General features: G+C 72.3%; 13 protein-coding genes and 1 riboswitch. Of the genes, 9 read left to right on the top strand and 4 right to left on the bottom strand.

All coding sequences use genetic code 11. The features are described from left to right. Positions 1 to 8: 8 nt before the first annotated feature. On the top strand, positions 9 to 1,409 hold the full coding sequence (locus ACIBMZ_RS15535; protein ID WP_396694127.1) for a GH1 family beta-glucosidase: 1,401 nt from the start codon (positions 9 to 11) through the stop codon (positions 1,407 to 1,409). A gap of 69 nt (positions 1,410 to 1,478) precedes the next feature. Here ACIBMZ_RS15535 and ACIBMZ_RS15530 read toward each other — a convergent pair whose 3' ends face one another. After that, positions 1,479 to 2,423 carry an SDR family oxidoreductase gene (locus ACIBMZ_RS15530; RefSeq protein ID WP_396694125.1) on the bottom strand — a complete coding sequence of 315 codons (945 nt, stop codon included), beginning with the start codon at positions 2,421 to 2,423 and terminating at the stop codon, positions 1,479 to 1,481. Between the two features lie 178 nt (positions 2,424 to 2,601). On the opposite strand from ACIBMZ_RS15530, the gene ACIBMZ_RS15525 reads away from it, so the two are divergent. Then, on the top strand, positions 2,602 to 3,444 hold the full coding sequence (locus ACIBMZ_RS15525) for a helix-turn-helix transcriptional regulator (RefSeq protein WP_396694123.1): 843 nt from the start codon (positions 2,602 to 2,604) through the stop codon (positions 3,442 to 3,444). A gap of 19 nt (positions 3,445 to 3,463) precedes the next feature. Here ACIBMZ_RS15525 and ACIBMZ_RS15520 read toward each other — a convergent pair whose 3' ends face one another. Continuing rightward, positions 3,464 to 5,050, bottom strand: a complete 1,587-nt coding sequence (locus tag ACIBMZ_RS15520) for a hypothetical protein (protein WP_396694121.1) — start codon at positions 5,048 to 5,050, stop codon at positions 3,464 to 3,466. A gap of 297 nt (positions 5,051 to 5,347) precedes the next feature. On the opposite strand from ACIBMZ_RS15520, the gene ACIBMZ_RS15515 reads away from it, so the two are divergent. Beyond that, positions 5,348 to 5,767 carry a roadblock/LC7 domain-containing protein gene (locus tag ACIBMZ_RS15515; protein WP_396694119.1) on the top strand — a complete coding sequence of 140 codons (420 nt, stop codon included), beginning with the start codon at positions 5,348 to 5,350 and terminating at the stop codon, positions 5,765 to 5,767. Between the two features lie 4 nt (positions 5,768 to 5,771). Here ACIBMZ_RS15515 and ACIBMZ_RS15510 read toward each other — a convergent pair whose 3' ends face one another. Continuing rightward, a complete protein-coding gene (locus ACIBMZ_RS15510) occupies positions 5,772 to 6,176 on the bottom strand; it encodes a DUF2267 domain-containing protein (protein WP_396694117.1) in 405 nt (134 codons plus the stop codon). Positions 6,177 to 6,301: 125 nt separating this feature from the next. Continuing rightward, positions 6,302 to 6,477, top strand: a riboswitch (cobalamin riboswitch). 29 nt (positions 6,478 to 6,506) lie between these two features. Here ACIBMZ_RS15510 and ACIBMZ_RS15505 point away from each other — a divergent pair. From ACIBMZ_RS15505 to ACIBMZ_RS15480, 6 genes are all read left to right on the top strand, one after another. After that, positions 6,507 to 7,199, top strand: coding sequence for an energy-coupling factor ABC transporter permease (locus ACIBMZ_RS15505; protein ID WP_396694115.1), 693 nt, complete (start codon positions 6,507 to 6,509; stop codon positions 7,197 to 7,199). Then, the gene (locus ACIBMZ_RS15500; protein ID WP_396694113.1) at positions 7,196 to 7,525 is read left to right on the top strand and encodes an energy-coupling factor ABC transporter substrate-binding protein; all 330 of its coding nucleotides are present in this window, start codon (positions 7,196 to 7,198) and stop codon (positions 7,523 to 7,525) included. Before ACIBMZ_RS15505 ends, ACIBMZ_RS15500 begins: the two co-directional genes overlap by 4 nt. Next, positions 7,525 to 8,268: a cobalt ECF transporter T component CbiQ gene (cbiQ, locus tag ACIBMZ_RS15495; RefSeq protein ID WP_396694111.1), complete on the top strand. Its 744-nt coding sequence runs from the start codon at positions 7,525 to 7,527 to the stop codon at positions 8,266 to 8,268. Before ACIBMZ_RS15500 ends, cbiQ begins: the two co-directional genes overlap by 1 nt. Next, positions 8,265 to 9,164, top strand: coding sequence for an energy-coupling factor ABC transporter ATP-binding protein (locus ACIBMZ_RS15490; protein ID WP_396694109.1), 900 nt, complete (start codon positions 8,265 to 8,267; stop codon positions 9,162 to 9,164). Before cbiQ ends, ACIBMZ_RS15490 begins: the two co-directional genes overlap by 4 nt. 31 nt (positions 9,165 to 9,195) lie before the next feature. Then, on the top strand, positions 9,196 to 11,328 hold the full coding sequence (locus tag ACIBMZ_RS15485; protein ID WP_396694107.1) for an alpha-glucuronidase: 2,133 nt from the start codon (positions 9,196 to 9,198) through the stop codon (positions 11,326 to 11,328). Between the two features lie 126 nt (positions 11,329 to 11,454). Then, a complete protein-coding gene (locus tag ACIBMZ_RS15480; RefSeq protein WP_396694105.1) occupies positions 11,455 to 12,261 on the top strand; it encodes a hypothetical protein in 807 nt (268 codons plus the stop codon). A 38-nt stretch (positions 12,262 to 12,299) separates the two neighbouring features. Here the strand turns inward: ACIBMZ_RS15480 and ACIBMZ_RS15475 are convergent, their stop codons facing one another. Further along, positions 12,300 to 13,034 carry a TioE family transcriptional regulator gene (locus tag ACIBMZ_RS15475; RefSeq protein WP_396694181.1) on the bottom strand — a complete coding sequence of 245 codons (735 nt, stop codon included), beginning with the start codon at positions 13,032 to 13,034 and terminating at the stop codon, positions 12,300 to 12,302. Between the last annotated feature and the right edge of the window lie 44 nt (positions 13,035 to 13,078).

The raw sequence follows: 13,078 nt of genomic DNA, 5'->3' as shown, positions 1-13,078 counted from the left end.
CGTCCACCGTGAGAACCGAGGAGAACCCGCCCGTGCCGGACCTGTCCCCGCTCCCGCCCGACTTCCTCTGGGGTGTCGCCACCTCGGCCTACCAGATCGAGGGCGCCGTGCACGCCGACGGCCGTGGACCCTCCATCTGGGACACGTTCTGCACCCGGCCGGGCGCCGTCGACAACGGCGACACCGGCGAGGTCGCCTGCGACCACTACCACCGGTGGCCGCAGGACGTGGCGCTGATGCGCGACCTCGGCGTCGAGGCGTACCGCTTCTCGGTGGCCTGGCCCCGGGTCCGACCCGACGGCGTCGGCCCGGTCAACGCCGCCGGCCTGGACTTCTACGACCGGCTGACCGACGCGCTGCTGGCCGCCGGCATCCGCCCGTTCGTCACGCTCTACCACTGGGACCTGCCGCAGGCGATGCAGGACCGGGGCGGCTGGCCGCAGCGGGACACCGCCGAGGCGTTCGCCGACTACGCCGCCGTGGTCGCGGCCCGCCTCGGCGACCGGGTCACCGACTGGTGCACCGTCAACGAGCCGCTCTGCGTCGCCTGGATCGGCCACCTGGAAGGGCGGATGGCCCCCGGCGAGCGGGACCTGGGCCGCGCCGTGCACACCGCCCACCACGTGCTGCTCGGCCACGGCCTGGCCACCACCGCGATCCGGGCGAACGCCGCCGCCCCGGCGTCGATCGGGCCGGTGCTCAACCTCAGCCCGATCGACCCGGCCAGCGACCGACCCGCCGACCTCGCCGCCGCACGCCGACTCGACGGGCACGTCAACCGCTGGTGGCTCGACCCGCTGCACGGCCGGGGCTACCCGACCGACATGGTCGCCACCTACGGGGTGGAACCACCGGTGCGCGGCGACGACCTCGCGGTCATCGCCACCCCGACCGACTTCCTCGGCGTCAACTACTACTTCCGGCAGGTCGCCGCCGACGACCCGGACGGCCCGGCACCGTACGCCCGGCAGGTGCCGGTGCCCGACGCGCCGCACACCGCGATGGACTGGGAGGTGCACCCGGCCGGCCTGGAACGCCTGCTGGTCGAGGTCAGCCAGGAGTACGCGCCGCCCCGCATCCTGGTCACCGAGAGCGGCTCGGCCTGGCCGGACGTGGTCGCCGCCGACGGCACCGTCACCGACCCGGAACGCACCGACCACCTCGAACGGCACCTGGCCGCGTGCGCGGCGGCGGTCGGTCGGGGCGCCCCGGTGGCCGGCTACTTCGCCTGGTCCCTGCTGGACAACTTCGAGTGGGCGTACGGCTACGACAAGCGCTTCGGTCTGGTGCACGTCGACTACGCCACCCAGCGGCGCACGCTCAAGGCCAGCGGCGTCCGGTACGCCGACCTGATCCGCATCCACCAGCGGCGTACCGCGACGGTCGATCCCGTCGCGGTACGCGGATGACGGGCCGACGGGGCCCGGGACGCCCCGGGTGCCGCGCCGGGCGGCATCCGGGGCACCCACCGCACCGTCTCAGTCGGTCGGGTACGACACCGCGGTCAACTCCTCGGAGACCCGCCAGACCCGCTGCGCCTCGGCGGCGTCGCCCAGCCGGGAGTAGAGCTTCTGCTCGGCCGGGGCACCACCCAGGTTCCCGATGCCGCTCGGCCCGTAGAACCGGCCACCGACGGCGGCGGGGGCGGTGGCGGCGTACAGGGCGGGAAGCTGAGCGGTCCGGACCGTGCCCACCACGACGCCGAGCCGGGACATGGTCTGGATCATGTGTCGGCCCATGGTGTCCCGCTGGCGACCCACCTCGGGACGCGCGGCGAGCAGGCTGGTCGGGGCGACCCCCGGGTGGGACAGGTTGCTGGTGATGCCCCAGCCGTGGGCCTTACTGCGGCGGTCCAGTTCGAGCCCGAACAACCCGAACGCGATCTTCGACTGGCTGTACGCGCGCATCCCGTCGTACGACCGATCCCAGTTCAGGTCGTCCCAGTTGATGGCGTTGCGGTTCGCCGCGATGCTGATCTGCGACGTCACCCGCGCCCGACCGGCGCGTAGCAGCGGCATCAGGTGACCGACGAGGGCGAAGTGCCCCAGGTGGTTGGTGCCGAACTGCAGCTCGAACCCGTCGGCGGTGCGTTGCAACTGCGGCGGCGTCATCACGCCCGCGTTGTTGACGAGGAGATGAATCGGCCGCCCCTCCGCACGCAGCGTCTCGCCGAGCGTGGCGACGGAGGCCAGCGAGGAGAGGTCGAGCGCCCGCAGCGACACGGTCGCCCTCGGGTGCTGACGGCGGATGGCGGCGACCGCCGTCTCGCCCTTGTCCGGATTGCGCACCGGCAGGATCACGTCGGCACCGGCGGCGGCGAGCCGGGTGGCGATGCCGAGCCCGATGCCGTCGCTGGCCCCGGTGACGACCGCCCGCTTTCCGGACAGGTCGGGAACGCTGATGTCGATCGTCTTACCTGGCATGTTCGTACTCCTGGGATCGTGTCGGTGTCTCCACCCTCGGCGATCCCGGCGGCGATATTCAGGGCCCGTCGATCCCCGGATCGGGCGGCCGGGTCAGCGCGGTGAAGGGGGGATCGGCGGGCCGTGGCTACCGACCGACGCTGGCGGTAGAAACGAGGTGGCACCGAAGGAGGCACCCATGGCGATCGACCGGACCGGACTGGCGCAGTTCCTGCGACGGCGTCGCGAGTCGCTGCAACCGGCGGACGTCGGCCTGCCGCGCGGGCAACGCCGCCGCACGAGCGGGCTCCGGCGCGAGGAGGTGGCCGCGCTCTGCCACATGTCGACCGACTACTACTCGCGGCTGGAACGCGAACGCGGCCCGCAACCGTCCGAGCAGATGATCGCCTCCATCGCGCAGGGCCTGCACCTCTCCCTCGACGAACGCGACCACCTGTTCCGGCTCGCCGGGCACAACCCGCCCGCGCCGAGCGCCGCCGGCACACACATCAGCCCGGGCCTGCTGCGCATCCTCGACCGCCTGCACGACACCCCCGCCGAGGTCGTCACCGAACTCGGCGAGACGCTCCGGCAGACCCCGCTCGGCGTCGCGCTCACCGGCGACCTGACGCGCTATCAGGGCCCGGCCCGCAGCATCGGCTACCGGTGGTTCACCGACCCGGAGACCCGCGCCCGCTACGACCCCCGCGACCATCCGCACCTCACCCGGATGTTCGCCTCCGGGCTACGCGAGGTCGTCACGCTGCGCGGTCCCGGTTCCCGCGCCGCGCACCTCGCCGACCTGCTCCTGACGGAGAGCGACGAGTTCCGGCGGGTCTGGGAGGACCACGAGGTCGGCGTCCGCCCGCACGAGGTGAAGCACTTCGTCCACCCTGAGCTGGGCATGATGGAGCTGACCTGCCAGGTGCTCGTCGACCCGGGGCAGGGCCACTCGCTGCTGGTCTACACCGCCGTACCCGGCAGCGAGAGCTACGAGAAGCTGGAACTGCTGGCCGTCATCGGCACCCAGGCGATGCACTGAGCACGCGACACCGTCCCGGTCACGGGGTGCTCGTCTGCGCCACGCCGAGGCCGGCCAGCACCGCACCCCGGTAGACGACGACCGGTTCGCCGGAGCCGTCGCGGCGCACGACCACCACGGCGTCGAGGTCACCCGGCTGCCCCCGGGGACGGGTGGGCCGCAGCGAGATCAGCAGGTGACCGCCGTCCGGGGTGAGGATCACCCGGTCGACCCGCTGGTCGTCACCGGCACCGGTGGGCACCTCGGTCGCCGCGCCCGACCCGTCGGTCACCAGCACCCGGTCGGCACGTTCCTCGCCGTCGGAATCGACCACCGTGTGCAGCACCGCACCGCCACCGAGGCTCGCGGTGGGCGTGGCGCCCGGCGGGGCGGTGGTCACCGTACCGTCGGGATCGAGGGTCAGCGTCTCGCCGCCCGGCTGGAACAGCAACGCCGACACCGCCGACGCGACGGCCGGCGGGGTGTCGGTCTTGCGTACCAGCACCGCCGCCGCGGCGGGCGAGCCCGGCTGCGGGGTCGCGGTGGCCTCGGAGAGCCGCACCGACCAGGCGCGGGTGGGGCGCGGCGTCGGCTCGCCGCTGTCCGGCCCGAACGGCACGTCGACGACCAGGGCGGTGTCCCCGGACACCGTCGCGGTCACTGACCCCGTCATCGGCGGCAGGTCCGCCACCGGCGTGACCGCACCCGAGGTGAGATCGAGCACGGCGAGCCGGTTGCTGCCGGAGCGGGTGTCCACCACCACGGCCCGTCGCCCGTCCGGGGCGAAGGCGACCTCCCCGACCGGGGTGAGCAGGGTCCGCACGTCACCGTCCGGGGCCACCACACTGACCGCCCGCCGCTGGTCGAGAAGGTGCAGCACCGCGAAGCCGCCCTCTGTCATCGCCCCCTGAACCGTGCCGCTGCCGAGCGTGACGGTAGGCCGGGACCGCCCGTTCGAGGTGTCTGCCACGACGAGCCGCCGGGGCCGCTCCTTGCTGGGCGCGGCGAGGTAGCGGCCGTCCGCGCTGGCAGCGATCGGGTACGACGGCAACGTCATGGGCGCACTCGCCGCCCCGGTCTCCAGGTCGATCCCGCCGTACCCGGTGCGCGGCCGGTCCTGCCACACCACACCACCCAACTCGGCGGCAGAACAGGACGCCTCCACCGACGGCTGCGCGATCGCCCCCGCGCCGGTCACCGTGAGGCACCGGGAGCCGGTGATCGCCAGCCCGACGCCGACGCCGGTGACCTCCCGGGCGTACGTGTGCTCGGGCAGCGTGACATCCCGCAACCGCCCGCCCACGAGCAGCGCGTCCCGGCGGTCCTCCGCCAGGCCCCGCGCGACCGTCGGGAACCGGGGATCGCCCAGGGCGAGGTCGACGTGCCGCCGGACCGGCGTCAGCCCCGCCACGTCGTCCCCGAACCGGTCCACCGCCAGCAGCCCGACCAGGTCGCTGCGCCGCTCGTCCGCCACCGGCACCGCCAGCACCGCCGCACCGAGCCCCCGCACCTCGGCCGGCAACGGCGCTGCCCGCACCGGCAACTCCGACTCCGCCCCGTCGGAGCAGCCGGCGACCGTCGCGAGAGCGGCCACCGCGATCAGGGCAGTCCAGCGGGTACGCGTCATCCCGCCATTCTGATCACCGTAGGCAACCGCCGCGACATGAGGCCGCCGGGCGAGGTGTGGATGTAAGGAGGGGTCCCCTGCTATGCACGAGGCGTTAGCAGGGGACCCCTCCTTACATCACGGTCGGTCAGAGGAACGGTTCTCGGTGTGACCGTGACGTCCGACCCGTCCGATTAGGGTGACCAGCGGCGTCGTACGTTAGGGGGATCAGGGAACAGGTTCGGGGGAACGTAGGGCCCCTGACACCGCGTCTTCTCTGGTACGAACGTAGGAGTTTCGACGAGAGGACAGCGCCTTATGACCCATGCCCTGGTCACCGCCGAGAACCTCAACGCCGCGCTCGACGACATCGTGGATCGGGTGCCCGGTGCCAAGTTCGCGGTGGTGCTCTCCCCGGACGGCATCATGCTGGGGGCCTCGCGGGGCATCGACGAGGAGATCGCCGAGCAACTGTCCAGTGTGGTCTGTGGGCTTCAGGCGTTGGGTCTGGCCGCCGCACGATTGTGCGGCAACGGCGAGCTGCATCAGGTGGTGGTGCAGATGTCGCGGGCGTTCCTGTTCCACGCCACCGCCGGCAACGGGGCGATCCTCACCGTCGGTATCGACGGTTCGGCGGAGGTCGGGGACATGGCGTACGAGGTCGCCCTGTTCTGTGCGCAGGCCGGCGATCACCTGCCGGTGTACGTGGAGCCGGCGCCCCACCTGACCGGCCGGTGATCCGCTAGCCGCGGTCGCGCTGCGCGTCGTAGGACGGCGCCGGGTTGGCCACCTGCCACAGTTCGGCCGGCAGGTTCGCGATGACGTCGTCGTATGCGGCGGGGGCGACGTCACCTCGAATGGTGTCCAGGACCGCCCGGATGCCGGCCTCGGCCAGGTCGGGGTCGACGTCGGCCCGGCCGCCGACGCGTTGGACGAACACGTCGAGCCCGAAGCGTTCGGCGGTCTCGCTGGGCGCGAACGTGTACGCCCGCAGCCCTTCCGGGAGTTGCTCGGCCAGGTCCCGGGCCTCGCCTCCGTCGATCCGCTCGGCCAGCGTGGTCAGGGTTGCGCGCGCGATGGCGGTCGCCTGCTCCGTCGACGCGCCGGTGCGGTTCGCCACCGAGTCGATGAACTCGTTCTCGTCCAACCCGCCGGCCCCTTTCTCGCAACGGATCTGGCGTCTACCCGGGAATCGTCGTGACAAACGGCACTCTTCACCCGAGTACGGTCGTCGGGGTATCGACGAGTCTTGTGCGCCGGTGCGCGGAACGGATAACGTCTCGCCGTCGCGGTAATGGGAAGCCGGTGTGAGACCGGCGCGGCCCTCGCCACTGTGACCGGGGAGTTCACTCCGACTTGTACGCCACTGGGTCCGTGGAGGACCTGGGAAGGCCGGAGTTCGCGACGATCCGGGAGCCAGGAGACCGACCCCGACGTGTGATCTCGTCCACGAGGTGTTGGAAGGGGAGGTCGACTCATGCACATCGCTGAGGGCTACCTACCACCGGTGCAGGCGGCGGCATGGTTCGCGGTCTCGACGCCGTTCGTCATCCACGGTGCACGCAACCTGGTCCAGCAGGTCCGCGCGAATCCCGACGCGAAGCTGTTGCTCGGCGCGGCCGGGGCGTTCACCTTCGTCCTGTCGGCGCTGAAGATCCCTTCGGTGACCGGCTCCTGTTCCCATCCGACCGGTGTGGGGCTCGGGGCGATCCTGTTCCGGGCACCGGTGATGAGTGTGCTCGGCACGATCGTGCTGCTGTTCCAGGCACTCCTGCTGGCGCACGGCGGGTTGAGCACGCTCGGCGCGAACGTCTTCTCGATGGCCATCGTCGGCCCCTGGGTGGCCTTCGGCGTGTACGCGCTGGTCCGCCGGCTCGGTGGCGGCCTCGGCATCTCGGTGTTCTTCGCCGCCGCCCTGGCCGATCTGGCGACCTACTGCGTGACCAGTGCGCAGCTCGCGTTGGCCTTCCCCGACCCGGATTCGGGCTTCGTCGGCGCGCTTGCCAAGTTCGGGTCCATCTTCGCGGTCACCCAGATCCCGCTGGCGATCAGCGAGGGGCTGCTCACCGTCCTGGTGGTGCGGTTGCTGGTCCGGGTGAGTCCGCAGGAACTCCGCCGGCTCGGCGTACTGCGCCGTCCGGCCCCGACGACCGAGGGAGCGGTGGCGTGAAGTCGTTCGGCCGGACCAACCTGTTGTTGCTGCTCGCCGTGGTGGCGTTGGCGGTGGCGCCGCTGGTGCTGGGGCTGGGCAGCGGCGATGAGCCGTTCACCGGTGCCGACGCCCTCGCCGAGGAGGCGATCGTCAACGACCATCCCGACTACGAGCCGTGGTTCAGCTCGATCTACGAGCCGCCGTCGGGTGAGATCGAGTCGGCGTTGTTCGCGCTCCAGGCCGCCCTCGGGGCCGGTTTCCTCGGCTACTACTTCGGGGTCGCCCGGACCCGGCAGCGGCTGCGTGGCGAGCAGTCCGCGACCGGGGAGAAGACCACCGACTAGTGCTCGCGTTGGACGTGGCGGCGTACGCCAGCCCCTGGCGGTGCCGCCACCCGGCGGAGAAGGCCCTGTTGGCCCTGGGGCTGCTGGGTTGTGCGCTGCTCCTGCCGCCGTGGCCGGGCGCCCTGGTGGTGGGCCTGACCGCGACGGTGGCGCTGCTCGGGCCGGCGGCGTTGCCGCCGCGCCTGCTGGTCCGGGCGGCCCGGACGCCGCTGTTGTTCATCCTGACCGGTTCGGTGCCGATGCTGGTGGCGGTCTCCGGCCCGACGCGTGTGCGGTGGGCGCCGGAGGGGGTGGCGACGGCCGCCACGACCGCCGGTCGAGCCTGCGCCGCGTTGCTCTGTCTGCTGCTGTTCGCCGCCACCACGCCGCTTGCCGACGTGCTGCCCCGGCTCCAGCGTCTCGGGGTGCCCAGCGCCGTCACCGAGGTGGCCGCGCTGATCTACCGGATGTTGTTCCTGCTGTTGGAGAGCGTGCACGCGGTGCGGCAGGCCCAGGCGGCCCGGCTGGGCTACCGGACCTGGGCCAGCACCTACCGGTCGCTGGCCGGGCAGGCCGGCGCGGTCTTCGTCCGGGCGTTCTCGCTGGCCCGGCGGTGGGAGGAGGGGTTGGCGCTGCGCGGTTACACCGGCTCGTTGGCGGTACGCACCGAGGTGCGGCAACCGTCGGTGGCGTTCCTGGCGGTCACCGTGCTGCTGTTGGCGGCGGTGGTGCTGTCCACCCGGCTGCTGGTGGTGTTCGGGTGAGCGGCGACCCGCCCCTGTCGGAGCCGCGCGAGGTCGGTGACCCGCCGCTGCTGGAGCTGCGCGGGGTCAGCTTCGGGTACGAGGCGGACCGTCCGGTGCTGACCGACGTCGACCTGCGGGTGCCGGCCGGGCGGCGGATGGCCGTGCTGGGGCCCAACGGCGGCGGCAAGACGACCCTGTTCCGGCTGATGGTCGGCGCGTCGGCCGTCGACTCGGGCACGGTGCTGGTCGGCGGGGTGCCGCTGCGTCGGACCCGGGCCGGGCTGCTCGACGTCCGCCAGCAGGTGCAGTTGGTGCTCCAGGATCCCGACGACCAGTTGTTCGCTGCGACCGTCTTCCAGGACGTCTCGTTCGGGCCGGTCAACCTCGGTCTGGACGACGCGCGGGTGCGGCAGCGCTGTGCCGAGGCGCTGGCCGCGTTGGAGATCACCGACCTCGCCGACCGTCCCACCCACCTGCTGTCGTACGGGCAGCGCAAGCGGGTGGCGATCGCCGGAGCGGTGGCGTTGCGACCCCGGGTGCTGATCCTCGACGAGCCGACCGCCGGGCTGGACCCGTCGGGGGTGGAGGCGCTGCTGCGGACGCTCGACGCCCTGCACCGGGCCGGCACCACGCTGCTGCTGGCCACGCACGACGTGGACCTGGCATACCGGTGGGCCGACGAGCGGGTGCTGGTGGCGGGCGGCCGGATCCGGCAGGGCGTGAGCGGTGCCGAGTTGGGCGGCGGGGACCTGCTCGACGGTGCCGCGTTGACTCCGGCGTGGGCGCCGGTGGTGCACCGGCTGTTGGACCGCGTGCCCGACCTGGCCGGGGCCCGGCCACGGACCCCGGCGGAGTTGGCCCGGCTGTTGGACGCTGCGGTCGGTACCGGCCGAAAGGTTCCGGAAGGACCTTGACGCATCGATCAAGATGGTTACGATCTGCGCAATGCGACGGATTCGCCCGGAGCACACCGGCCCCGACCCGACCGACGTCCATCCCGCCTGGCTACCGCCGGCCGCGTTCCGCGCCGTCGGTGCCCGGCACACGCTCGTCCACGGCGACGGCCTGCTCGTCGACACGGTGCTGCACGAGGTCCGACTCGCCTGCGCCACGCACGGCGGCACGTTCCGCCGCTCCGCCGACGGCCCACCCGCCCACCTCGTCCTCGCCCTGACCGGGACCGCCGGTCGGCCGGGCGGGACCGCGCCGTCCGACCGCACACCGTCCGTCGTGGACGACGACGGGACGCAACGGGTCCTCGACGCCGCGCGGGCCGACCTGGCCGCCGCCGGGGGCGGGCCGCTCGGCGACGAGGGGTACGCGGTCGTGCGCCACGGCGAGGTCACGGTGGTGCTGGCCGACGAACCGGCGGGACTGCTCTACGGGCTGTTCCACGTGGTCCGGCTCGGTGAGGCGGCGTTCGGCGCTCCGCATCCGGCGCGGGCGTACCGGCCGGTGATGCGGCGACGGATGCTGGACCACTGGGACAACGTCGACGTGCACCCGGTGATGGGCCAGGTCGAACGCGGGTACGCCGGTGGGTCGATCCTCTGGCGGGACGGCCGGGCGCACCCGGACCGGGCCCGGGTGCGGGCGTACGCGCGGCTGCTGGCGGCGTGCGGGATCAACGCCGTGTCGGTGAACAACGTCAACGTGCACGCCACCGAGGCGCGGCTGCTCACCGACCGGCTCGACGACGTCGCCGAGATCGCCGACGACCTGCGCCCGTACGGCATCCGGGTGCACCTGTCGGTGAACTTCGCCGCGCCGGTGATGGTCGGTGGGCTGTCCACCGCCGACCCGCTCGACGAGAAGGTGGCCGCCTGGTGGGCGGAGACCACCGCCCGGGTGTACGACCGCATCCCGGACTTCGGCGGCTACCTGGTGAAGGCCGACTCGGAGGGACAGCCCGGCCCGTTCAGTTACGACCGTGACCACGCCGACGGGGCGAACCTGCTGGCCGAGGCGCTGGCGCCGTACGGGGGCGTGGTGCACTGGCGGGCCTTCGTCTACAACCACCGGCAGGACTGGCGGGACCGCTCCACCGACCGCGCCCGCGCCGCCCACGACACCTTCGCCCCGCTCGACGGTCGCTTCCGGGACAACGTGGTCGTGCAGGTCAAGCACGGTCCGGTGGACTTCCAGACGCGGGAGCCGGTCTCCCCGGTGATCGCGGCGATGCCGGGCACCCGGCTGGCGGTCGAGTTCCAGGTGACCCAGGAGTACACCGGCCAGCAGCGGCACGTCTGCTATCTGGCGCCGTGGTGGCACGAGGTGCTGCGGTTCACGCCGTGGGGCGAGGACGGGCCGACGGTCGCCGACGTGGCCGCCGACGGCGGTGGACTGGCCGCCGTCTCCAACGTGGGCGACGACCCGTTCTGGACCGGTCACCCGCTGGCCCAGGCCAACCTGTACGCCTACGGCCGGCTCGCCTGGGACCCGCGCCTGCGTCCGGAGGAGGTGCTCGACGAGTGGATCGACCTGACCTTCGATCCGGCGGCCGGTGCCGATCCCGAGCTGCTGCGGCGGACGCTGCACGAGATCATGGACGACTCGTGGCGCACCTACGAGCGGTACACCGCCCCGCTCGGGGTGGGCTTCATGGTGCGACCCGGGCTGCACTACGGTCCGGACGTCGACGGGTACGAGTACACGAGATGGGGCACCTACCACTTCGCCGACCGGAACGGGGTGGGCGTGGACCGGACCCGGGCCACCGGCACCGGCTTCACCGGCCAGTACCCGCCGCCCTGGTCGCAGGTGTACGAGTCGGTGGAGCAGTGCCCCGACGAGCTGCTGCTCTTCTTCCACCACGTCCGCTACGACCACGTGCTGCACAGCGGGAGCACCGTGGTGCAGCACATCTACGACACGCACTTCGCCGGGGTCGCCGAGGTGACGGCGATGAGTGACCGCTGGGCGGCGCTGGCCGGGCTGGTCGACCCGGCCGTGTACGCCCGGGTGGATGAGCGTCTGGCCGAGCAACGACGCAGTGCCCAGGAGTGGTGCGATCAGGTCAACGCGTACTTCCATCGCAAGTCCGGAGTGCCGGACACGTATGGTCGTCCGCTGTTCTGAGGCCGGGCGGAGTCGGTGGGGGTTGACCGACTCCGGTAGCGTGTCGGCGGTCTGCCTGGGGGAGGTCCCCCAGCGTTGTCCAGGGAATGGGGCTGTCAGTTGTCACTGTCCAAGAGGGTCGCCGTCGTGGCGGTCTCCGCGCTCACGGCACTCGCGATGACCGCCTGCGGCGGCGGTTCGTCGTCCGACTCGGATGCTGCGGCGCAGCCGAACGTGCTGGAGCAGCTCGCCAAGGACTTCAAGGGGTCGCTGCAGAAGACCGTGGAGAAGACCGAGTCCAGCGACTCGGTGACCATGTCGATGCAGGGCACGGCGGGCGGCGAGAAGATCACCGCGCAGGGTGTCATCGATCTGCGTGACCCGATCAAGGTCGAGATGACGACCACCGACTCGGACGGCAAGCCGACGACCATCCGGATGATCGAGACCGCGGTCTACGTCGAGGTCCCGGAGGCCGACCGCGCCAGCATGGGCGGCAAGCGCTGGCTGAAGATCGATGTGGGTGCGGCCGGTGCGCAGGCCGGCATGGACTTCACCAAGCAGCTTGAGGACGTCGACCCGACCAAGCAGGTCAAGGCGCTGCTCGCCAGCGAGAACGTCACGGTCGTGGGTGAGGAGAACGTGAACGGGGTGGACACCGTCCACTACACCGTGACCCAGTCGATCGAGGAGTACCTCCAGCAGATCGACGCCGAGATGCGTAAGGGCGTCGAGCAGGAGCTGGCCAAGCAGGGTGTCAAGGAGGTCACCATCGACCTCTGGGTCGACGGGCAGTACCAGCCCCGTCGGGCCAAGGTCGTCACCGGCAACCTCGGCGACATTACCGTCGACTACACCGACTACGGCAAGCCGGTGAACATCGAGACCCCGCCGGCGGCGGAGACCACCGACTTCGCCGAGATGATGAAGGGCCTCGGGGACCTGACCTCCTGACCCGGAACCGGCACGACTGCCCGGTCGGTGAGTAGCCCTCACCGGCCGGGCAGCGTCGTCTCCGCCGCCGGATCCAGGTACGCGGCGAGCCGCGCCGCGCCGGTGAGCAGGTGCCTCCCGCGTACGGTGAGCCGCTCCCGCCAGCCGTGCAGGGACGCGGCGAGCGGTGCGGTGCCCCCGGCGGCGCGTACCCGGCGGAGCACGTCGGCGATGTGGTCGAGCCGGTATCCGCCGCGCCGCAGCAGGTGAGCGAGTTCGGCGTCCCGCACGTCGTCGGGGGAGTAGACGCGGTAGCGGGTCGCCGGGTCACGGTCCGGCCGCAGCACGCCGGCCCGCTCCCACTTGCGCAGGGTCGCCGGGCGTACGCCGAGCCGGTGCGCCACGGCACCGATCGGCATCCCCGTGCGACGGCGCGGTTCGGGCGTGGCCCCGACGAGGACCGCCACCGCCGCCTCGACCGCGTCGAGCGTCTCCCGGTCCCGGTGCAGCAGAGCGTGGCCCTGGTCGATGATCCGCAGCGCCGTGTCGATCTCGCCCCGGTGCACGGCGCGCATGATCTCGCCGCTCGCCGCGTGCCCGTGCCCCCGGATCAACGCCAGGTACGCGTCCAGCGCGCGGGCGTGCCGCTCGGTGTACCTGCGGTATCCGGTCGGACTGCGCTCGGCGGGCGGCAGGATCCCGTCCCGCTCGTAGTTGCGGACCGCCTGCGCGGACAGCCCGTGCGGGCGGGCCAGGTCGATCGGTCGACGTGTCCCACCGTTTGAGGGTTGCACCGCGTTCACCGTGCCAGTCTGCGCCAAAGTCTCAACAGGCGGTT

This window comes from Micromonospora sp. NPDC049900, assembly GCF_044461025.1.
GTDB lineage: Bacteria > Actinomycetota > Actinomycetes > Mycobacteriales > Micromonosporaceae > Micromonospora.
The sequence above is the reverse complement of the archived record's forward strand: the minus strand, read 5'-3'. Positions and strand labels throughout refer to the sequence as shown.